This is a genomic window from Micromonospora sp. NPDC050980 (assembly GCF_040653835.1).
Taxonomy (GTDB): domain Bacteria; phylum Actinomycetota; class Actinomycetes; order Mycobacteriales; family Micromonosporaceae; genus Micromonospora.
In genome coordinates, this window is record NZ_JBFAGS010000020.1 from 76,390 (window position 1) to 96,969 (window position 20,580).

Below are 20,580 nucleotides of genomic sequence, written 5' to 3' on the forward strand. Positions count from 1 at the left end.
GCCGTCGCCGACCTGAGGTGGGGCTACCGTGGGGCGGGACCGGGCCAGATCGCGCGAGGAACGGAGCGGGCCGGCGCCCGGCGCACCCGGTGGGCATCGGGGTGGGCGCGTACCAGCCGCGGATGCTGCGGCTGGTCGGGACGCCTCGATCCTTCCGCACCTGCGGGTAAGGAGGGGCCCCTTGTTAACGCCAGGCGTTAACAAGGGGCCCCTCCTTACCGCTAGAGGCCGCGGGCGAGACGGTCGGCGAGGACGCGGGTGAAGCGGGCCGGGTCGGCCAGCTCGCCGCCCTCGGCCAGCAGCGCCATGCCGTACAGCAGCTCGGCGGTCTCGGTCAGCGCGGCGGTGTCGCCGCCCTCGCCGTGGGCCTTGCGCAGGCCGGTGACCAGCGGGTGGGTCGGGTTCAGCTCCAGGATCCGCTTGACCCGGGGCACCTCCTGGCCCATCGCCCGGTACATCTTCTCCAGCGTCGGCGTCATGTCGTACGCGTCGCCCACCACGCAGGCCGGCGACGTGGTCAGCCGGGTGGACAGGCGCACCTCCTTGACGCTGTCGGTGAGCGCGTCGCCGAGGAACGCGAGCAGGTCGGCGTACTCCTGCCGCTCGGCCTCCGCCTGCTCCTTCTCCTCCTCGGTCTCCAGGTCGACCTGGCCCTTGGCCACCGAGCGCAGCGTCTTGCCGTCGTACGCGCCGACCCGCTCGACCCACACCTCGTCCACCGGGTCGGTGAGGATCAGCACCTCGTAGCCCTTGGCCCGGAACGCCTCCAGGTGCGGGGAGTTCTCGATGGTGGAGCGGTTCTCGCCGGTGGCGTAGTAGATCTCGGTCTGCCCGTCCTTCATCCGCTCGACGTAGCCGCGCAGCGAGGTGGGTTCGGCCGGGTCGTGGGTGGAGGCGGCGCGCACCAGGTCGAGCAGCGTCTCGGTGTTGTCCGGGTCCTCCAGCAGACCCTCCTTGACCACCGGCCCGAATTCGGTCCAGAACGTGCGGTACGACTCGGCCGACATGTCCTTGAGCGTGCCGAGCACCTTCTTGACCAGCCGCCGGCGCACCGCGCGGATCTGCCGGTCCTGTTGCAGGATCTCCCGGGAGATGTTGAGCGACAGGTCGTGCGCGTCCACCACGCCCTTGACGAAGCGCAGGTAGTTGGGAATCAGCGCCTCGCAGTCGTCCATGATGAACACGCGCTTGACGTAGAGCTGCACGCCGCGGCGGCCCTGCGGGGAGAACAGGTCGAGCGGGGCGTGCGAGGGCAGGAAGAGCAGTGCCTCGTACTCGAAGGTGCCCTCGCCCCGCATGTGGATGGTGTCGAGCGGGTCGGCCCAGTCGTGCGCGACGTGCCGGTAGAACTCCTTGTACTCGGACTCGTCGACCTCGTCGCGCGAGCGCGCCCAGAGCGCCTTCATCGAGTTGAGCGTCTGCTCCTCGCGGACGGTGGCGCCGTCCTCGCCGGGCTTGTCGACGGTCATCCGGATCGGCCAGGCGATGAAGTCGGAGTATCGCTTGACGATCTCCCGGATGGTCCGCTCGTCGGTGTAGTCGTGCAGGTTGTCGTCGGTGTCGACCGGCTTGAGGTGCAGGGTGACCGAGGTGCCCGGCGGCGCGTCCTCGACCTGCTGGACGGAGTAGGTGCCCTCGCCGGTGGACTCCCATCGGGTGCCGGCGGCCTGCCCGGCGCGGCGGGTCAGCAGCGTCACCTTGTCGGCGACCATGAAGGTGGCGTAGAAGCCGACCCCGAACTGGCCGATCAGTTCCTGCGAGGCGGCGGCGTCCTTGGTCTCGCGCAGCTTGCGCAGCAGTTCGGCGGTGCCCGACTTGGCGATGGTGCCGATCAGCGCGACCACCTCGTCGCGGGACATGCCGATGCCGTTGTCCCGGACGGTGAGCGTGCGGGCGTCCCGGTCGACCTCCAGCTCGATGTGCAGGTCCGACGTGTCGGCGGACAGCTCCTTGTCGACAAGCGACTCCAGCCGCAGCTTGTCCAGCGCGTCCGACGCGTTGGAGATGAGTTCACGCAGGAAGACGTCCTTGTTTGAGTAGATCGAGTGCACCATCAACTGCAAGAGCTGACGCGCCTCGGCCTGGAACTCCAACGTCTCGACCCGGTCGCTCACACCGACTCCCTTCCCGGTCGTGGGTCCACGGCGAAAGGATACGAGGGGTGACCGCGACGGCACGCACCGGCCGGCACCTAAACTGGTCCAACCAGTTGACGGGTTGATGTGTCCCGGGCCACACTGCTGCGCATGACCTTCGTCCCCGCCCCCCGCGCCTCGGTCTCCGACCACGTCTTCGGTCAGCTCCGCGACGCCATCGTGGCCGGCCGGCACCGCCCGGACGAGACGCTGCCCGGCGAGCGCGAGTTGGCCGCCGCGTTCGCGGTCAACCGGCACGCGGTCCGGGAGGCGCTGCGCCGGCTGCAACAACTCGGCCTGGTGCGGGTGAGCCAGGGCGGCGCGACCCGGGTGCTCGACTGGCGGGTGCACGCCGGGCTCGACCTGGCGCTGTCGCTGGCCCGCTCCGGCGACGTACTCCCGGTCGAGACGCTGGTGCGCGACATGCTGGAGATGCGGGCGTGCGTCGGCGTCGACGCGGCCCGGCTCTGCGCCGAGCGCGCCGACACCGACGTCGTCGCCGCGCTGGTCCACGCCGCCGAGGAGTACGGCACGCTCGCGCCCGACCTCGACCGGATGGCCGAGGCGAACATCCGCATCTGGCGACTGGTCGTGCTGGGCAGCGGCAACACCGCCTACCAGCTCGCCTTCAACAGTCTGGTGGCCGGCACGTTCGCCGTCGGCGACGTCCCCCCCGACGCCCGCGCCGCCGAACTGCTCGACGTGGCCGGCCACCGCCGGCTCGCCGCCGCCGTCGCGTCCGGCCAGGGCGCGGCGGCCGCCCGGCACGCCCGGGCGCTGCTGACCGCCCCGGTCACCACCCCCACCACCCCCACCCCCGGAAGGGAAGCGCGCGCATGATCCCCGCCGTGCTGTACGCCGTCCCGGCGTTCCTGCTGCTGATCGTCATCGAGGCGGTCTCCTACCGTTTCCTGCCCGACGACGACGAGCGCGGCTACGAGCTGCGCGACACCACCACCAGCCTGTCGATGGGGCTGGGCAGCCAGCTCATCGGCGTGCCGTGGAAGCTGCTCACGGTCGGCCTCTACGCCGCGCTGTGGACCGTCGCGCCGGTGCACCTCTCGCCCGGCGACTGGTGGACCTGGGCGATCGTCTTCTTCGCCGACGACCTGGCCTACTACTGGTTCCACCGGTCGCACCACGAGGTGCGCGTGCTGTGGGCCAGCCACGTCGTGCACCACTCCAGCGTCCACTACAACCTCTCCACCGCGCTGCGGCAGAGCTGGACGCCGATGACCTCGCTGCCGTTCTGGCTGCCGCTGGCACTGCTCGGCATCCCGCCGTGGATGATCTTCCTCCAGCAGTCGATCAGCCTGCTCTACCAGTTCTTCCTGCACACCGAGCGGGTGGGCAAGCTGCCCCGGCCGATCGAGTGGGTCTTCAACACGCCGTCGCACCACCGGGCGCACCACGGCTCCAACACCGAATACCTCGACCGCAACTACGGCGGCATCCTGATCGTCTGGGACCGGCTGTTCGGCAGCTTCGAGCCGGAGCGGGCCCCGGCGCGCTACGGGCTGACGAAGAACATCGGCACCTACAACCCGCTGCGGGTGGCGACCCACGAGTTCGCCGCGATCCTCGCCGACCTACGCCGGGCCACCTGCTGGCGACACCGGCTCGGCTACCTGCTGGGCCGTCCCGGCTGGCAGCCGGCCCGGTGAGACGCCCCTGGCTCGCCCTGTTCGGCGTCGTCGCCGCTGTCGAACTGGTCGGCGTCACACTCGACTCGACAGTGCTCCAGTGGCTGGCCAAGCCGCTGCTGGCGCCGGTGCTGCTGGCGTACCTCCACGCGCACCGGCGCCGGGTGGACGCGGTGGCGGCGGGTCTGGTCGCGGCCACCGCCGGGGACGTGGCCCTGCTCGTGCCGGGACGTACCGCGTTCCTGCTCGGGATGGGGTTCTTCCTGATCGCGCAGCTCGCCTTTCTCGCCGCGTTCCTGCGTCGCGGCCGACCGCCGGTGCCGGCCTGGGCCGGTTACCTGCTTGCCTGGGCCGTCGGCAACGCGCTGCTGTGGGGCGCGCTGGGGCCGCTACGGGCGCCCGTGCTCGGCTACAGCCTGGCGCTGTGCCTGATGGCCGCCGCCGCGACCGGCGTGTCGGCGCGGGTCGCCGCCGGTGGGGCGTGCTTCCTCGTATCCGACCTGCTCATCGGCGTGGGCGCGGCCGGCACGGAGCTGCCCGGCGCGGGCCTGCTGGTGATGAGCACCTACGCTGCGGCGCTGCTGCTGATCGTCACCGGCTGGGTGGCCGACCGCGCCGACGTGGACCGGGAGCCGGAGGCGGTGCCCGCCTGAGCGGCGTCGGCGGTCCGCCGGGTGCCGGCGGGTATCCTGCCGGCGTGGCCAGGGAGAACGGGCGCAAACCGATCGCCTCGAACAAGAGGGCGCGGCACGACTACGACGTCCTCAAGACCTACGAGGCGGGCATCGTGCTGGCCGGCACCGAGGTGAAGTCGCTGCGCGAGGGGCGGGTGTCGCTCGTCGACGCGTTCGCTCAGGAGCGCGACGGCGAGATCTGGCTCTACGGGCTGCACATCGCCGAGTACGGCTTCGGCACCTGGACCAACCACGCGCCCCGGCGCACCCGCAAGCTGCTGCTGCACCGGGTGGAGATCGCCCGCATCCTGGAGAAGCTGCGCGACGGCGGCGTCACGCTGGTGCCGCTGTCGATCTACTTCGCCGACGGCTGGGCCAAGGTCGAGCTGGGCCTGGCCCGGGGCCGCCGGTCGTACGACAAGCGTCAGGCGCTCGCCGAGCGGGACGCCAAGCGGGAGATCGCCCGGGAGATGGGGCGGCGGCTCAAGGGCCGGGCCGGGACGACCCGCCGGTCCTGACTCCCCGGCGGGTCACGGACAGTTCCTGACCGCTTTCTGCGGCAGGCTGGCCGGGACCCGACGTGAGGAGAGCTGAGATGGGCCTCGACGTGCAATTCACCTTCGACTGCGCCGACCCGGCCGGACTGGCCGCGTTCTGGGCCGAGGCGCTCGGCTACCGGGTGCAGGGGCCGCCGGACGGCTTCGACTCGTGGGAGCAGGCGCTGACCGCGATGGGTGTGCCCGCGGAGCGGCACCACGACGCCTCGGCCGTGGTCGACCCCGAGGGCACCGGACCGCGGTTGTTCTTCCAGCGGGTGCCGGAGCCGAAGCGGGTCAAGAACCGGGTGCACCTGGACGTGCGCGCTGCGCCCGGGTTGACCGGCGACGCCCGGATGGCGGCGCTGGAGGCGGCGGCCGACCGGCTGGTCGCGCGCGGTGCCGGCCGGGTCGCCCGCCACGAGCCCGCTCCCCCGCTCGACGCCGGTCACCTGACGATGACCGACCCGGAGGGCAACGAGTTCTGCCTGGACTGACCCGCGAACATACAAGACACCTTGTACGTCGTTTCTTGTCCGTCTAGCCTGACGGCATGTCCACCGAGCCCCGGCACGTGCGCCTGACCGACCCGCGGGCCATGCGGGCGCTGGCCCACCCGACCCGGCTGCGACTGCTCGGCGAGCTACGCCTGCGCGGCCCGCAGACCGTGGGGATGCTGAGCGAGCGCACCGGCGAGGCGGTCGGCTCGGTCAGCTGGCACGTCGGCAAGCTGGCCGAGCACGGCTTCGTGGCCGAGGCGCCCGAGCTGGCCCGCGACCGCCGCGAGCGGTGGTGGCGGGCCGCGCACGCCACCACCGACTGGGATCCGGTCGAGCTGCTCGACGACCCGGAGCGGCGGCTCGCCAGCAACCTGCTGAGCCGGGCCGTGATGGCACGCTACGCGGCCCGCTACCAGGCCTATCTGGAGTCCGAGGCGAGCCTCGACCTGGCCTGGGTGCGCGGCACCACCAGCAGCGACACGGTGCTGCACCTGACTCCCGACGAGCTGGGCGAGCTGCGTGACGAGCTGTCCGCGCTGGGCCGGCGCTGGCGCGAGCGGGGCGCGTCGGGCCGGCCGGGCGCGGAGATGGTCACGCTGATCTGGCAGGCCTACCGGGGGCCGCAGTGAGCCGCGACCGCCGGCCGCTGGCCGGGCTGTTGATCGGGCACGCCGTCTCGCTGACCGGCAACGTGCTGACGCTCATCGCGCTGCCGCTCTACGTGCTGGCCGAGACCGGCTCGCCGGCGGCCACCGGGCTGGCCGGCGCGTTCGCCACCGCGCCGGTGGTGCTCGGCGGCGCGTTCGGCGGCGTGCTGGTCGACCGGATCGGCTACCGGCGGTCCAGCGTGCTGGCCGACGTCATCTCCGGCGTCACCGTCGCCGCCGTGCCCCTGCTGCACGCCACTGTCGGTCTGCCGTTCCCGGCGCTGCTGGCGCTGGTCTTCGTCAGCGGGTTGCTGGACACGCCCGGCCAGACCGCCCGCACCGCGCTGCTGCCGGAGGCGGCCGTCGCGGCCGGGGTGCCGATCGAACGGGCGGTCGGCTGGGCGGAGGCCACCTCACGGGGCGCCCGCATGATCGGCGCACCGGTGGCCGGCCTGCTGGTCGGCGTGCTGGGCGCGCTGCCGGTGCTCGCCGTGGACGCGGCGACGTTCGCCGTCTCGGCGCTCGTCGTGACGCTGCTGGTGCCGCGCGGTCTACGCCGGTCCATCGAGGACGACGAGGTGGAGGCGGGCGGTTACTGGCGGCAGTTCGCCGCCGGGCTGCGCTTCCTGGTGCGGGAGCCGCTGCTGCGCGCCATGGTGCTGCTGGTGCTGGTGACGAACCTGTTCGACGCGGCCAAGAGCAACGTGCTGCTGCCGGTCGTCGCCGACCGCGAACTGGGCGGTCCGGCCGCGTTCGGCCTGCTGGTCGGCGTCATGGGCGGCGGTGCGCTGATCGGCTCGCTGGTGTTCAGCGGGGTCGGGCACCGGCTGCCGCGCCGGGCCACGTTCGTCACCGCGTACGCGATCTGCGGCGCGCCGCCGCTGTGGGCGCTCGCCGCCGCGCCGCCGCTGCCGGTGGTGGTCGCGGTGGTCGCGGTGGCCGGGCTGGCCGCCGGTGCGCTCAACCCACTGATGGGCGCGGTGGAGCTGGAGCGGGTGCCGGCATCGATGCGGGCCCGGGTGTACGGGGTGATCGGCGCCGGCGCCTGGGCGGCCATGCCGGTCGGCGCGCTCGGCGCCGGGCTGGCCGCCGACCGGTTCGGCCCCGCCTCCACGCTCGTCGTGATGGGGGCCTGCTACCTGCTGGTGGTGCTCACGCCGCTGCTGGGCGGGCCGTGGCGCACGATGGGCCGCCCGTCGCCGGTGGCGTGGCAGCGCGAGCCGGAGGAAGCGCTCTCTTGACATCGGGCGGCTTCGTTCATACCTTCATCGAAGCCTATCTCTATGGTTTGTTAACCGTTCGACGGGGGCGGCCGGACGGACGGTGAACGGACCCCACCACCGCAGGAGGCACCCCGTGCGCAGCATCCGTACCGTCGCCGCACTGGCGATGGCGGCGGTCGGCCTCACGGCCGCCCTCACCACCGTCCCGAGCACCCCAGCGGTGGCCGCCCCCGGCGCGGTCACCTGGTCCGACGACTTCAACGGCCCGGCCGGCGCCGCCCCCGACGCGAGCAAGTGGCGTTACGACATCGGCGGCGGCGGTTGGGGCAACAACGAGTTGCAGTACTACACCAACAGCACCCGCAACGCCGCGCTCGACGGTAACGGCAATCTCGTCATCACCGCCCGCAAGGAGAACCCGGCCGGCTACAACTGCTGGTACGGAAGCTGCCAGTACACCTCGGCCCGGCTGCTGACCAACGGCACCTTCGCCCAGGCGTACGGGCGGTTCGAGGCCCGCATCAAGATCCCGCGCGGGCAGGGGCTGTGGCCGGCGTTCTGGATGCTCGGCAACGACATCGGCAGCAACCCGTGGCCCAACAGCGGTGAGATCGACATCATGGAGAACGTCGGTTACGCGCCGTCCACCGTCTGGGGCACCCTGCACGGCCCGGGCTACTCCGGCGGCAACGGCATCGGCGCGTCGACGTCCCTGCCGGGCGGCCAGGCCCTCGCCGACGCGTTCCACACGTTCGCCGTCGACTGGGCCCCGGACTCGATCACCTGGTACCTCGACGGCGTGGCGTACTCCCGCAAGACGCCGGCCGACGCGGGCGGCAACCGCTGGGTCTTCGACCACCCGTTCTTCATGATCATGAACGTGGCGGTCGGCGGCAACTGGCCCGGCTCGCCGGACGGCTCCACCACGTTCCCGCAGACCATGACCGTCGACTACGTGCGGGTGCAGGCCTGGGACAACGGTGGCGGGGGCACCGGCGGGCAGATCGTCGGATACGGCAACAAGTGCGTCGACGTGGCCAGCGCCAACACCGCCAACGGCACCCCGGTCCAGCTCTGGACCTGCAACGGCACCGCCGCCCAGCGCTGGACGTGGAACGCCGACGGCTCGGTGCGCGCGCTCGGCAAGTGCCTGGACGTGGCCTCCGGGTCGACCGCGAACGGCGCCAAGGTTCAGCTCTACGACTGCAACGGCACCGGCGCGCAGAAGTGGGTGTTCAGCTCGGCCGGCGACATCGTGAACCCGCAGGCCAACAAGTGCCTGGACGCCACCGGACCCAGCTCGGCCGACGGCACCCGGCTGCAGATCTGGGAGTGCGGCGGCACCGCCAACCAGAAGTGGCGGCGCTGACCGACCGGTGAGCCGGGGCGGGCGGCACCCACCGCCCGCCCCGGCCCCACCCAGGCCGGACCGGCCGTCGAGTGCAGCGCGGCCACCTCCGGCGCCGCCCGCGCTTCGTCCGGCTCCCACCGTCGGCAGCTCGACGCACCGATCGCCTCGGGCGGACCGGACCGGGCGGATGTGCGACGATCGGCGTTCGTGGAAACCGTCGGCGACCCGCCGTCCGCCGCGCCGGACCGGCCCCGTCGGCGGCTGCACGTGCTGGACTGGATCGCCATCGCGCTCGCCGTCGTCGGCGTGGCCTGCGTGTTCACCGGCCTGCTCCCGCGCGCCGACGCCGAGGCCACGCTCCGCCGGATCGCCCCGATCCTGGTCTTTCTCGGCACGGTGGTGGTGCTGGCGGAGCTGACGGCGGTGGCCGGGGTCTTCGACGCGCTCGCCGCGCGGGTCGCGATCAGCGCGCGGGGCAGCTTCCGGGCGCTGTTCTGGCTCTGCGTCGGCTTCGCGTCGGTGACCACGATCGCGCTCAACCTGGACACCACCGCGGTGCTGCTGACGCCGGTGATGATCGCGCTGGCCCGGACGCTGGGCGTGCCGGCGACGCCGCTGGCCATGACCACCGTCTGGCTGGCCAACACCGCGAGCCTGCTGCTGCCGGTGTCCAACCTGACGAACATCCTGGCCAGCGACCGGATCGGCCTGGATCCGGTGCCGTGGGCGGCCCGGATGTGGTGGGCGCAGGTGGTCGCCGTCGCGGTCACCATGCTGCTGCTGTGGCGGTGGTACTGGCGACCGGCCCGCGCCGGCGCCGAGCAGTTCGTTCCGCCGCCGCCGTACGTGCCGGCGGACCGCCTGCTCCACCGGACCGCGCTGGCCGCCTGCCTGCTCTTCGTCGCCGGGGTGCTGGCCGGCGTCGAGATCGGCGTCGCCTCCGCGGTGGCCGCCGCGATCCTGCTGGCGGGCTTCGCGGTGCGGGCCCGGCACCGGCTGCGCCCGGCGCTGGTGCCGTGGCGGCTGCTGGTGTTCGTCACCGGGCTGTTCCTGGTGGTGCAGACCGTCGGCCGGCACGGGCTGGACACCGTGATGGGCGCGCTGATCGGCAGCGATCCGGGCATGCAGGGCGCGCTGCGGGCAGGCGCCGTCGGCGCGTTGTTCAGCAACGTGGTCAACAACCTGCCCGCGTACGTGGCCGGCGAGGCGGTCATCGCCGCCGACCGGCACACCCAACTGCTGGCGCTGCTGGTCGGCACGAACGTCGGCCCGCTCGCCACGCCGTGGGCATCACTGGCCACGCTGATCTGGTACGAGCGTTGCCGGGCGGCCGGGTTGGCGGTGCCGCTGGGGCGGTTCGTGGCCACCAGCGCCGCGCTGGCCGCGCTCGCCACGACCGTCACCGTCGCCGCCCTGCTGGTCGGCCCCGGCGCCTGACCGACTGGCGGCCGGGCCGGGTCAGGACGTCCAGCGCAGCGCCCGGCGGATCGTGAAGAGCAGCGCGCTCGCGGCGAACAGCACCGCGGTGACCACCAGCCAGCGGCCGAGCAGGGGCTCGGGGGTCAGGCCGGTGGCCGCCGCGTAGGTGCCGTCGCCGAGGCCGAGCACGCCCGGCAGGTAGACCAGGAACAGCAGCGCCGAGGCGAGCGCCGGCACCCGGACGTGGTTGCGCAGCGACGGGCCGGCGTGCCCCAGCGCCCGGTCGGCCGCCGCGTACGCCGGGAACAGGACCAGGTCGTGGGCGATGACCGCGCCGACGAACCAGAGCAGCATCCGCCCCGCGCCCGGCTCGCCGGCCAGCCGCAGCGCGACCCACCCGGCGACCGCGAAGCAGCCGACCAGGAGCAGCAGGTGCCAGGGCGCCGCGCCGTACGCCCGCCGGAGGTCAGCCATCGAACACGATCTCCTCCACCCACTTGGTGCAGTGCACACCGGGCAGCGCCGGCACGATGACGCGGGCCGGAAAACCGTGGTCCGCGCTCAGGTCGACGCCGTTGACCCGCAGCGCGAGCAGCGCGTCCGGGTCGGTGACCTGCCCGCCGTGCAGGGTCGCCCGGCGGAACAGACCCCCGCGTTCCAGCGAGCTGACCCGGGCGGCCGCCGGGTCGGCGGCGCCGACCAGCGCGGCGAGGTCCCGCAGGCGTACCCCGGTCCAGGTCTGCGACGTGGACCAACCCTCCACGCAGGCGATCGGCAGGGTCGCGGTGTGCTGCGGCAGCGCGAGCAGCCCGGCCCGGTCCAGCGTGACGGCGCGGTCGCCGGTCCGCAGCGACAGCCGCCAGCCCGGCCCGGTGGCCTCGGCAGTCACGCCGGCCGCGGCGGCGGTGCGGTTGACCGGGAAGCCGGTCGGCCCGCCGCCGACGCGCCGGCCGCGGGGCAGCAGCAGCGCGGTGCGCCGCAGCGCGTCCACGCTCTGCCCCACGGTCAGCGCGGCCAGCAGCAGCGCGCCGCCGCCGGCCAGCGCCAGCACCCCGCGGCGGCTCATCGTGGCCGGGCCGGGGCGGCGGGCCACCAGGCCGTCCGGGTCCGCCGGCTCCGGTGCGGTCCGGTCCACGCGGGTACGCGCGAAGCCCGGCCCGCGCAGCGCGGTCACCAACCGGGGAAGTTTGATCGCCACGTGCGCGACCAACGACACCGTGAAGATCCACGCGCCGTACCAGTGCGCGGTGTAGAAGTCGAAGCCGAACAGGTACGCGTACTGGATGTTGAGCAGGCCGGTGGCGCTCTGGAACAGGATGCCGCCGACCAGCAGCAGCAACGACAGCCGCTCCAGCACCTGCGCGGCCGAGCGGGCCGGCGGCCAGGCGAACAGCTTCGGCACCACCGACCAGAGCTTCGCCAGCACCACCGGCACCAGCACGATGCCGAGCGTCACGTGCAGCCCCTGGGTGAGGCGGAACAGCCAGGCCGGCCGGGTCGGCCAGTCGAACACCGGCGGGTGCAGCCAGCCCACGTCGCGGGGGAACGCCTGGTCGAAGCGGGGTCCGTAGGCGATCCAGTCGAGCAGCCCGGTGACCACCACCAGCGGCAGGGTGGCCAGCAGCACCGCGCCCAGCACCGAGGTCAGCCACGGTCCGCGTACCGGGCTGCGCCAGGCCCGGTCGACCGCGTCGACGCCCGGCGGGCGGTGGCGGTCCAGGGTGCGCCAGAGCCGGGCCGGCGCGGCGTACGCCGGGTCGTGCGGCGGCGGGACGTCGTTGCTCACGGGATGGGACGCTAGACGCCGCCGGCGGCCCGTGACGGCGTTTGCCGCATTACCGATGCCTTACCGCCGCCGTCTCTTACGGACCGCTGACGTCCTGCCTGAACCGGCCGCCGACCCGGCCCGGGTGCCCTAGCGTGGGCCGGTATGCGGGTACTGGTCACCGGCGCGGCCGGCTTCATCGGATCGCAGATCGCCGACCTGCTGGCGGCCGAGGGCCACGAGCCGGTCTGCCTGGACGCCCTGCTGCCGCAGGCGCACGGCGGCACGCTGCCGCAGTGGTCCCGGCGGCACGACCCGGTGGTCGGCGACGTGCGCGACGCCGCGCTGCTGGGCCGGCTGTTGTCCGGCGTGGACGCGGTCTGCCACCAGGCGGCCATGATCGGGCACGGCCTCGACCCGTCCGACGCGCCCGACTACGCGGCGCACAACGACCTGGGCACGGCGGTGCTGCTGGCCGCCATGCACTCCGCCGGGGTGCGCCGGCTGGTGCTGGCCAGCTCGATGGTCGTCTACGGCGAGGGGCGCTACACCTGCGACCGGCACGGCGTGGTCCGCCCCGCCCCGCGCCGCGCCACCGACCTGACCGCCGGCCGGTACGACCCGACGTGTCCCGACTGCGGCAGCACGCTCGCCCCGGCGCTGGTGCCCGAGGACGCGCCGTTGGAGCCGCGCAGCACGTACGCGGCCAGCAAACTCGCCCAGGAGCACTACGCCGCCGCGTGGGCCCGGCAGACCGGCGGCGGGGTGTGGGCGTTGCGCTACCACAACGTCTACGGCCCCCGGATGCCCCGCGACACCCCGTACGCCGGGGTCGCGTCGCTGTTCCGCTCGGCGCTGGCCGCCGGCCGCGCGCCGGTCGTCCTGGAGGACGGCCGCCAGCGCCGGGACTTCGTGCACGTCACCGACGTGGCCCGGGCGAACCTGCTGGCGCTGGCCGCGCCGGCGCCCGACGGCCTGGTGCCGGTGAACGTCTGCTCCGGCGAGCCGCACACCGTGGGCGACCTGGCGACGGCCCTGGCGACGGCCATGGGCGGCCCGGACCCGGTGGTGGCCGGCGGCGCGCGGGCGGCCGACGTCCGGCACGTGGTGGCCGACCCCGCCCGTGCCCGGGATCTGCTCGGCTACACCGCCCGGGTCACCTTCACCGAGGGCGTCACCGCCTTCGCCACCGACCCCCTACGCTCCCCCGCCGCCCTCTCCCCCCAACCCGCCTGACCACCCGCCCCCGGCCCGGCCGGATCGACTCGTCGAGCATGGAGTGGTGGACCTCCGATATCGGTCCTGTCCGACATCCTGGGCGCCACCCCTCCATGCTCGGTGAATCGCGGCCGGTCAGGAGACGGTGAGCAGGAGGTGGTTGACGAGCAGGGCGGTCAGGGCCTGGGCGGCGAGCCAGCGGCGGCGGGTCGGTGGGGGCAGGTGAGCGGCGGCGACCAGTAGCCACACCACGAACGGCAGCCAGATCCGCTCCACCTCGGCCTTGCTCATCCCGGACAGGTCGGCGGCGGTCACCGCCAGCGCGGCGGCGGCCGGCAGCAGCACCGCCGGCCCGAGTCCGACCAGTCGCCGTACCCCGACGACCCGAGCCCCCGACCGGCCGACGAACAACGTGTCGTCCGACGACGGCGCGGCAACCGACGACGACCCGGCACGGTCGCGAGCGGCTCGCCCGGTGACGGCGGCCGACCAGGTGGCCCGGGCGGCGACGGCGGTGCGGCACAGCGCCGGACCGAACACGGGTCGGGCGGCGACGGCGGTGCGGCGCAGCGCCGGGCCGAGCACCGGGCCGGCGGAGAGCAGCAGCGCGGCGAGGTTCGCCCATACCCAGTAGGTGTACGGGCGGTCGGCCGCCCAGCCCTGGTAGTAGCGCTCGACGACCCGGTCGTACCCCTCCCACCAGCGGAAGCCGGCCAGCACGAAGAGCGCCATGACGGTCGCGACGCCGGCGGTCGCGGTGAGCAGGGCGGCCCGGCGACGGTCGGACCGCAACGCCAGCACGGTCACCGCCAGCGCGGCGACCAGCGCGAATCCGTACGACAGGTGCAGCGCGAAGCCGAGCAGCAGGCCGCCGGCCAGCGCGGCGAGTGGCCCGCGGACCGCCAGCAGCGCCAGCCCCGCGGCCACCACGCCGGTGAACACCGCGTCGGCGGACGCGCCCAACCACACCGCGCCGGGCAGCAGCACCAGGAACGGCAGCACCGCCCGGGCCGCGTCGGCGGCGCCCAGCGCGCGCAGCGTGACCGGCACGGAGACCACGGCGGTCGCCCCGACCAGCACGCAGCACAGCGCGGCGGCGGCGCCGCCGCCCAGCCCGACCCGGTCCAGCCAGACGAAGATCAGCAGCGCGCCCGGCGGATGCCCGGCGGTGTGGGTGGACCAGGATTCGGGCTGGAAGTCCAGGATCCGACCGGTGAAGCCGGCCAGCATGGCCGGGATGTCGGTCACCCGGGGCACCTCGTGCAGGTACTCCGCCTGCGCGGTCAGTCGCCGGGTCAGCCCGGTGGACCAGCCGTCCACCAGGGCCAGCGCCAGCGTCCAGGCCACCGCGGCCAGCCAGCCGGCGGCCAGCAGCGGCCCCCACCGCGCGGAACGCGACCAGCGCAGTCCCGGGCCGAGCACGACCAGCGCGACCGCCGCCGCGAGCGGCGTGCCCCAGCCCACGTGGGGGTGCCAGGTGGCGTACAGCGGCGCGGTGTCGGCGTGCAGGCCGACGCCGCGCCGGTTGAGCACCAGCCCGACCACGACGGCGGCGGCGAGCAGCGCCGCCTCGACGGCGACCGCGACCAGATCGCCCCGGCGTGAGGGCCCGGCCCGCTCCGCGGTGGGGGTGCGGCGCAGTGTGGGTGCGAGTCTCATGACGACCGCACGGTACGGCCCGCCGGCACCGCTCGTCAGGACAACCGCCGACCTGTCACCGGTCGGTAAGAAATGCCTGACCGGTAAGGGTTCCGTAAGGGCGATCCGGGCTCACCCGGGCGGCTGCCGGCCTAGCCTCGGCGGCATGCCGACACAGATCGACGTGGTGCTGCCGTGCCTGGACGAGGCCGCCGCCCTGCCCGGGGTGCTGAACGCGCTACCGCCCGGTTACCGGGCGATCGTGGTGGACAACGGCTCCCGGGACGGCTCGCCCGAGGTGGCCGCCCGGCACGGCGCACGGGTGGTACGCGAGCCTCGGCGCGGTTACGGCGCGGCGGTGCACACCGGGCTGGAGGCCGCCGACACCGCACTGGTCTGCGTGCTGGACGCGGACGGCTCGTTCGACCCCGGCGAGTTGCCGGCGCTCGTCGCCCCGGTGGCGGCCGGCACGGCCGACCTGGCGGTGGGTCGCCGCCGGCCGGTGTCCACCGGCGCCTGGCCGTGGCACGCCCGGGCCGGCACCGCGCTGGTCGCCGCGTTGCTGCGCCAGCGCGGGGTGCCGTTGCGCGATCTCAGCCCGATCCGGGTCGCCCGGCGCGCGGACCTGCTCGCCCTCGGCGTGACCGACCGGGCGTTCGGTTATCCGCTGGAGTTGATGATCCGGGCCGCGGCGGCCGGTTGGCGGATCCACGAGCGCGACGTCCGCTACGCCCCGCGCGCCGCCGGCACGAAGTCGAAGGTGTCCGGCTCGGTACGCGGCACGGTCCGGGCCACCCGTGACTTCCTGACGGTCCTGCGCAGCGTGGACGGCCCGCGGTGACCGTCCTGCTGGTGGTGGCGAAGGCGCCGGTGCCGGGGGCGGTCAAGACCCGGCTCTGCCCACCGGCCACCCCGGCGCAGGCCGCCCGTATCGCCGCCGCCGCGCTGCGCGACACGCTGGACGCGGTCGCCGCCACCGAGGGCGTCCTGCCGGTGCTGGCACTGGCCGGGCGCTTCGCCGACGCGGAGGACGGCGCGGACCTGACCGCCGCGGTCGCCGGGTGGCCGGTGCTGCCGCAGCGCGGCGACGGCCTGGCCGATCGACTCGCGCACGCGCACGCCGACGTGGCCGACGCGTACCCGGGGCGGCCGGTGGTGCAGATCGGCATGGACACCCCGCAGGTGACCCCGGGGCGGCTCGCCGCCGCCGTACGCCGGTTGTCCGCGCCCGGCACCGACGCGGTGCTCGGCCCGGCCGCGGACGGCGGCTGGTGGGGTCTGGGCCTGCGCGACCCCCGCCGGGCGGCGGCGCTGCGCGGCGTGCCGATGTCCACCGCCGACACCTGCCGGCTCACCCACGCGGCGCTGGTCGGGGCCGGCCTCCGGGTCGGCGCGCTGCCGACGTTGCGCGACGTGGACGACTGGGTGGACGCGCGGGCGGTGGCCCGCTGCGCACCCGACGGCCGCTTCGCCCGCGAGGTCGCCGCGTTGCGGCCGACCCTGGTGGGTGGCCCGTGAGCGCGAGGAGTGAGCCGGGGTTGCGAGCCCCGCAGTCGCGAACCGACGCCGGCCCCGTGAGCGCGAGGAATGAGCCGGGGTTGCGAGCCCCGCAGTCGCGAACCGACGCCGGCTCCCTGAGCGCGAGGAGCGAGCCGGGCCGGCGGGCCGGTGTGGACGGGTTCGGCGCGGCGCTGCGGCGGCGGGCCGGCGCCCACTGGCTGGTGCAGGCCGACGGGGTGCGTCGGCGGCTGCCGGTCGAGCGGTGGCACGGTCCGGCCGAGAGGGCTACCGCCGCGGTGGTGGCCCGCTGCCACGGCCCGACACTGGACCTGGGTTGCGGGCCGGGCCGGCTCGCCGCGGCGCTGACCCGCGCCGGTGTGACCACCGTCGGGGTCGACGTGTGCCCCCGGGCGGTGGCGTTGACCCGGGCTCGCGGTGCGGTCGCGGTACGCGCCGACCTGTTCGACCCGTTGCCGGCGGAGGGCCGGTGGCGGCACGTCGCGCTGCTGGACGGCAACATCGGCATCGGTGGTGACCCGGCCCGGCTGCTGGGTCGATGCCGGGAACTGCTGCACCCGGAGGGGACCGTGCTGGTCGAGTTGGATCCGCCCGGCAGCGGCGCCTGGCAGGGGCAGGCGCGCGTGGTGTCGGGCCGGCGCCGGGGACCCAGCTTCCGCTGGGCACGGTTGGACACCCGGTCGGTGCACGCGCCGGCCGACGCGGCCGGGCTGGTGGTGCGGGACCTGCGGCCGGACGGTGGCCGCTGGTTCGCGGAACTGGCCACCGCCTGAGCCGGCGGTGTCGGCTCGGCGGCGAGACGGCGGGCACCGACGACCGGGCCGGAAATCCGCTACGGCCGGGCCCGCGCGAGCACTACCGTGCCGGAATGACCCCCACCCTGCACTTCCACGCCGAGCCGGACGCGTTCCTCGACGCCGCTGGCGACCACCTGGCGGCCGACCCGGTGGTCAACACGGTGGTCGCCTCCGTCGCCCACCGGATGGCCGCCCACCGGGCCGAGGGGATCAGCCTGCCGGAGGACGACTGGTGGCTGGTGGTCCGGGACGACTCCGGCGCGGTGGTCGGCGCGGGGATGCGGGCCGCGCCGTTCCCGCCGCGCCCGCCGTTCCTGCTGCCGATGCCGGCGGAGGCGGCGGTCGCGCTGGCCCGGACCTGGCACGGACGCGGCGAGCAGGTGTCGGCGGTCAACGGTGCCCTGCCCGCGGCCCGTGACTGCGCCGACGAGGTGGCCCGTCTGTGCGGCGGCCGGGTCGAGGTCGCCCAGCACACCCGGCTGCACGAACTCGACGCGCTGGTGCCGCCCGCGCCGGCGCCGGGGGCGTTGACCGCCGCCGGCGAGGACGACGTCGACCTCGTCGCCGCCTGGTTCGGCGCGTTCATGGCCGACGCCGACGAACAGGCGGGCCGCCCGCGCGGCGCCAGCGCCCACGAAACGCCCGACCGGGACGAGCTGCTCCGCCGGATCCGGGGTGGCCGGATCTGGTTCTGGACCGACGCGGCGGGCCGGCCGGTGCACCTCACCGCCGCGAACCCCCCGGCGTTCGGCGTCGCCCGGGTGGGACCGGTCTACACGCCACCGGGGCAGCGCGGCCGAGGGTGGGCCGGCAACGCGGTCGCCGAGGTGAGTCGGCGGCTGCGGGCCGAGGGCGCCCGGGTGTGCCTCTTCACCGACCAGGCGAACCCCACGTCGAACCGGCTCTACGCCCGCCTCGGCTTCCGGCCGGTGGTGGACATGGCCAATCTGGTCGTCGTCCGCTGATTCCCTGGTGGGGCACCGCACCCGGGCCGGGCCCGCGAATCAGCTCACCAGCCGACCGAGCCCAGGCTGACCGGGGTGAGCCGGCGCACCTGCGGTTCGATCCACTGTGCCGCGGTGACCAGCTTGACCAGCCGGTCGATCGTCTCCGGCGGGCCGGCCACGAAGCTGCGCCGGTCGGCCGGGCAGCCGGGCAGCCGGGCAGCCGGGCAGCCGGGCAGCCGGGCAGCCGGGCAGCCGGGCAGCCGGGCAGCCGGGCAGCCGGGCAGCCGGTGAAGCATCCCGCCCGGAACGGCAGCTCACGGGTGGCGTCCAGGCGCACCGGCAAAGCCCGGCCGCCGGCCGCCCGCCGGGCCGTGCCCAGCGCGGTCTCCGCCATGTCGGCAAGCACCAGCGGCCCGGGCAGCGCGGTCGGGTCGAGCATGCCGCGCGACCCGCACCCCAGCTCCAGCACCGGCCCGCCGCCGGTCACCCCGTCGGCCACCAGCCGGGCCGCGACCGCCCGACGCACCCGGTGGTACGGGTCGTCGACGTACCCGTCGACCTGCGCGCCGTCGTGGTAGCGGTGCTGGTTGGCGTGCCGGCCGTGCGCCTGCGCGCGGTGCGCGGAGGTCCCGTCGGCGGCTCGGCCATCGCATCTCCCCCAGCGGTCGCCGGCCCCGTCGGCGGCGTCCGCCCCCAGCCTCGCACCGCGCGCGCCCGACGGCGTGGACATCCACTCCGGATACGCCGACGCGGCGGCCGTCGTCCGGCCGCCGCGTCGGTGCGGGCGGGTCAGATCGCGCGCGCCCAGTCCAGCCGGGTGCTGTCGTCGTACTCGTCGCCGGGGATCCACCACTGGGCCCCGAAGCCGCTGGTGGAGACGATGATGTTGCCACCGTCGGGGTATTCGTTCTCGGGCGGGATGGACAACGCGGCGCAGTAGCGCCCGTCCGGGGAGAACACCGGCGACAGGTAGAACCGCGGTTCGTCGGTGAGCTTCTTCAGGCCGGTGCCACCGACCCGCACCGACGCCAGCGACTGGTTGAGCGTCTCCAGGTGGGGATACCAGCGGGTGGTGCAGAAAACCACGCGCTGGGAGTCGGGCGTGAACACCGGCCCGCTGAAGCGCTCCCCCACCTGCGGTGCGTAGAGTCGCCGCACCTCGCCGGTCGCCACCTCCAGAACGCGCAGTTGCGGGCCCTCCGAACGGCTGCGCCAGTGCATGACGATCATCGAGCCGTCCCGGGACCAGTCCGGTGAGCCCATGGCGTGGCCCTGGACCAGCACCCGGGTCCCGCCGGTCGCCACGTCGACCGCGATCAGCGTGTCACTCTGCTTCCCGGTGACCAGAGCGATCTCGCGGCCGTCCGGCGACCAGGTCGGCGCGCCGTAGCGGACACCGGGCGGGTCGGCGAGCAGCGTGCGCTTCTGACCGGTGACCCGGTCGTGCACGGCCACGTACGGCAGCAACGTGCCGTCGCCCGACCAGGCGGAGTTCACCCAGGCCACATACCGGCCGTCCGGCGAGGTCTTGGCGTGGTCGCCGTCCGGCAGCAGCGGTCGCGGCGTGGTGCGGCCCGGGTCGATCTGGAGCACGCCCCAGCCCACGCTGACCAGCCACGGCCCGTTGGCGACCTCGGCGGCCGAGGCCGGCGTGGCGGCGACGAGGCCGGTCGCGGCGGCGGCGCCGGTCAACGCGGCGGCACGCAGCAGGGTACGACGACTCAACTCGGTCATGTGGCTTCCCCCGTGGTAGGCATTGCTCCACCCTCCTGACCGGACGATCACGCCGGGATCGGGCGAGCAGGCGGATCACCGTCAGCCACTCGGTCAGGACGCGGGGTGACCGGGCGGGACAGGCGGTACCCTCGCCCCGGTGACTTCCGACGCGCTGCGCCGCGCCCTCACCGAGCCGGGCGACCCGCCGCTGCTGCCGCTGCCCGGCGTGGTGGTCGAACTGCTGGACGCCCTGGCCGCGCCGCCCCGCCTCGGCGCGCACCTGCGGCTGGTGCACGACGTGGCCTGGCACCTCACCGCCGCGTTCGCCGACCGCTTCACCGCGGTGCCGTTCGACCGGCAGGCGGTGCTGTTCGGCGCGGCCGTGCACGACCTCGGCAAGGTCGAGCACCCGGCCGAGCTGACCGGTCCCGGCTCGGCGCACGAGGAGGCCGGCTACCGGTTGCTGCTGCGCTACGGCGTGCCGGAGGAGCGGGCCCGCTTCGCCGTCACCCACGCCGCCTGGCACTCCCCCGGCGTGCAACTGGAGGACCTGCTGGTCAGCCTCGCCGACAAGGTGTGGAAGGGGCGCCGGGTCACCGACCTGGAGCAGCTCGTGGTGGACCGGCTCGCCGGCATCACCGGGCAGGAGCCGTGGCGGACGTTCCTGGACCTCGACGACGTGCTCGCCGAGCTGGCCGCCGGCGCGGACCACCGGCTGGACTTCCAGGCCGACCATCCGGTGTACGGCTGAGCCGCGTAAGGAGGGGCCCCCTCTTAACGGATTCGGTAGAGGAGGGGCCCCCTCTAACCGCCAGACGGTACGGATCACGGTCCACGTGAGCCTGGTGAGCCG

The 20,580-nt window shown here is 74.7% G+C and carries 22 protein-coding genes; 16 read left to right on the forward strand and 6 right to left on the reverse strand.

What is annotated here, in order from left to right; all coding sequences use genetic code 11:
- Positions 1 to 221: 221 nt before the first annotated feature.
- The gene (htpG, locus tag AB0H28_RS24715; protein WP_358044611.1) at positions 222 to 2,114 is read right to left on the reverse strand and encodes a molecular chaperone HtpG; all 1,893 of its coding nucleotides are present in this window, start codon (positions 2,112 to 2,114) and stop codon (positions 222 to 224) included.
- 132 nt (positions 2,115 to 2,246) lie between these two features.
- Between htpG and AB0H28_RS24720 the strand changes: the two genes are divergently transcribed.
- The 9 genes from AB0H28_RS24720 to AB0H28_RS24760 all read left to right on the forward strand — a co-directional run bounded on the left by AB0H28_RS24720 (position 2,247) and on the right by AB0H28_RS24760 (position 10,146).
- A complete protein-coding gene (locus AB0H28_RS24720) occupies positions 2,247 to 2,975 on the forward strand; it encodes a GntR family transcriptional regulator (RefSeq protein ID WP_358044615.1) in 729 nt (242 codons plus the stop codon).
- A complete protein-coding gene (locus AB0H28_RS24725) occupies positions 2,972 to 3,799 on the forward strand; it encodes a sterol desaturase family protein (RefSeq protein ID WP_358044618.1) in 828 nt (275 codons plus the stop codon). Before AB0H28_RS24720 ends, AB0H28_RS24725 begins: the two co-directional genes overlap by 4 nt.
- Positions 3,796 to 4,431 (forward strand): lysoplasmalogenase, encoded by a 636-nt coding sequence (locus tag AB0H28_RS24730; protein WP_358044621.1) that lies wholly within the window; start codon positions 3,796 to 3,798, stop codon positions 4,429 to 4,431. Before AB0H28_RS24725 ends, AB0H28_RS24730 begins: the two co-directional genes overlap by 4 nt.
- A 44-nt stretch (positions 4,432 to 4,475) precedes the next feature.
- Positions 4,476 to 4,970, forward strand: a complete 495-nt coding sequence (gene smpB / locus AB0H28_RS24735) for an SsrA-binding protein SmpB (protein WP_358044624.1) — start codon at positions 4,476 to 4,478, stop codon at positions 4,968 to 4,970.
- 77 nt (positions 4,971 to 5,047) lie between these two features.
- A complete protein-coding gene (locus AB0H28_RS24740) occupies positions 5,048 to 5,485 on the forward strand; it encodes a VOC family protein (protein ID WP_358044627.1) in 438 nt (145 codons plus the stop codon).
- A gap of 56 nt (positions 5,486 to 5,541) precedes the next feature.
- Positions 5,542 to 6,117 carry a helix-turn-helix domain-containing protein gene (locus tag AB0H28_RS24745; RefSeq protein ID WP_358044630.1) on the forward strand — a complete coding sequence of 192 codons (576 nt, stop codon included), beginning with the start codon at positions 5,542 to 5,544 and terminating at the stop codon, positions 6,115 to 6,117.
- Positions 6,114 to 7,376, forward strand: coding sequence for an MFS transporter (locus AB0H28_RS24750; RefSeq protein WP_358044633.1), 1,263 nt, complete (start codon positions 6,114 to 6,116; stop codon positions 7,374 to 7,376). Before AB0H28_RS24745 ends, AB0H28_RS24750 begins: the two co-directional genes overlap by 4 nt.
- Before the next feature lie 115 nt (positions 7,377 to 7,491).
- On the forward strand, positions 7,492 to 8,727 hold the full coding sequence (locus tag AB0H28_RS24755; RefSeq protein ID WP_358044636.1) for a family 16 glycosylhydrolase: 1,236 nt from the start codon (positions 7,492 to 7,494) through the stop codon (positions 8,725 to 8,727).
- A 189-nt stretch (positions 8,728 to 8,916) separates the two neighbouring features.
- Positions 8,917 to 10,146 (forward strand): SLC13 family permease, encoded by a 1,230-nt coding sequence (locus AB0H28_RS24760; protein ID WP_358044639.1) that lies wholly within the window; start codon positions 8,917 to 8,919, stop codon positions 10,144 to 10,146.
- Between the two features lie 21 nt (positions 10,147 to 10,167).
- Here the strand turns inward: AB0H28_RS24760 and AB0H28_RS24765 are convergent, their stop codons facing one another.
- Together AB0H28_RS24765 and AB0H28_RS24770 are read right to left on the reverse strand one after the other, a co-directional pair.
- Entirely contained in the window at positions 10,168 to 10,602 is a 435-nt protein-coding gene (locus tag AB0H28_RS24765) for a hypothetical protein (RefSeq protein WP_358044642.1), read from the reverse strand.
- The gene (locus AB0H28_RS24770) at positions 10,595 to 11,914 is read right to left on the reverse strand and encodes a molybdopterin-dependent oxidoreductase (RefSeq protein ID WP_358044645.1); all 1,320 of its coding nucleotides are present in this window, start codon (positions 11,912 to 11,914) and stop codon (positions 10,595 to 10,597) included. The genes AB0H28_RS24765 and AB0H28_RS24770 overlap by 8 nt, the downstream gene beginning before the upstream one ends.
- A 144-nt stretch (positions 11,915 to 12,058) precedes the next feature.
- Here AB0H28_RS24770 and AB0H28_RS24775 point away from each other — a divergent pair, with 144 nt between their 5' ends.
- Positions 12,059 to 13,129, forward strand: coding sequence for an NAD-dependent epimerase/dehydratase family protein (locus tag AB0H28_RS24775; RefSeq protein WP_358044648.1), 1,071 nt, complete (start codon positions 12,059 to 12,061; stop codon positions 13,127 to 13,129).
- Positions 13,130 to 13,246: 117 nt separating this feature from the next.
- Here the strand turns inward: AB0H28_RS24775 and AB0H28_RS24780 are convergent, their stop codons facing one another.
- Positions 13,247 to 14,770 carry a hypothetical protein gene (locus AB0H28_RS24780; RefSeq protein WP_358044650.1) on the reverse strand — a complete coding sequence of 508 codons (1,524 nt, stop codon included), beginning with the start codon at positions 14,768 to 14,770 and terminating at the stop codon, positions 13,247 to 13,249.
- 145 nt (positions 14,771 to 14,915) lie between these two features.
- Here AB0H28_RS24780 and AB0H28_RS24785 point away from each other — a divergent pair, with 145 nt between their 5' ends.
- From AB0H28_RS24785 to AB0H28_RS24800, 4 genes are all read left to right on the forward strand, one after another.
- Positions 14,916 to 15,590, forward strand: coding sequence for a glycosyltransferase family 2 protein (locus AB0H28_RS24785; RefSeq protein WP_358044653.1), 675 nt, complete (start codon positions 14,916 to 14,918; stop codon positions 15,588 to 15,590).
- Complete coding sequence (locus AB0H28_RS24790) at positions 15,587 to 16,267, forward strand: DUF2064 domain-containing protein (protein ID WP_358044656.1); 681 nt, start codon at positions 15,587 to 15,589, stop codon at positions 16,265 to 16,267. Before AB0H28_RS24785 ends, AB0H28_RS24790 begins: the two co-directional genes overlap by 4 nt.
- A 152-nt stretch (positions 16,268 to 16,419) precedes the next feature.
- Positions 16,420 to 17,040 (forward strand): class I SAM-dependent methyltransferase, encoded by a 621-nt coding sequence (locus AB0H28_RS24795; protein ID WP_358044704.1) that lies wholly within the window; start codon positions 16,420 to 16,422, stop codon positions 17,038 to 17,040.
- A gap of 95 nt (positions 17,041 to 17,135) precedes the next feature.
- A complete protein-coding gene (locus AB0H28_RS24800) occupies positions 17,136 to 18,029 on the forward strand; it encodes a GNAT family N-acetyltransferase (protein WP_358044658.1) in 894 nt (297 codons plus the stop codon).
- 44 nt (positions 18,030 to 18,073) lie between these two features.
- Here the strand turns inward: AB0H28_RS24800 and AB0H28_RS24805 are convergent, their stop codons facing one another.
- Positions 18,074 to 18,307 carry a hypothetical protein gene (locus AB0H28_RS24805; RefSeq protein WP_358044661.1) on the reverse strand — a complete coding sequence of 78 codons (234 nt, stop codon included), beginning with the start codon at positions 18,305 to 18,307 and terminating at the stop codon, positions 18,074 to 18,076.
- A gap of 96 nt (positions 18,308 to 18,403) precedes the next feature.
- On the opposite strand from AB0H28_RS24805, the gene AB0H28_RS24810 reads away from it, so the two are divergent.
- Positions 18,404 to 18,589, forward strand: coding sequence for a hypothetical protein (locus AB0H28_RS24810; protein WP_358044664.1), 186 nt, complete (start codon positions 18,404 to 18,406; stop codon positions 18,587 to 18,589).
- Between the two features lie 211 nt (positions 18,590 to 18,800).
- On the opposite strand, the gene AB0H28_RS24815 is transcribed toward AB0H28_RS24810, so the two are convergent.
- Positions 18,801 to 19,745, reverse strand: coding sequence for a hypothetical protein (locus AB0H28_RS24815; RefSeq protein WP_358044667.1), 945 nt, complete (start codon positions 19,743 to 19,745; stop codon positions 18,801 to 18,803).
- A 139-nt stretch (positions 19,746 to 19,884) separates the two neighbouring features.
- Here AB0H28_RS24815 and AB0H28_RS24820 point away from each other — a divergent pair, with 139 nt between their 5' ends.
- On the forward strand, positions 19,885 to 20,478 hold the full coding sequence (locus AB0H28_RS24820; protein ID WP_358044669.1) for an HD domain-containing protein: 594 nt from the start codon (positions 19,885 to 19,887) through the stop codon (positions 20,476 to 20,478).
- Positions 20,479 to 20,580 lie beyond the last annotated feature (102 nt).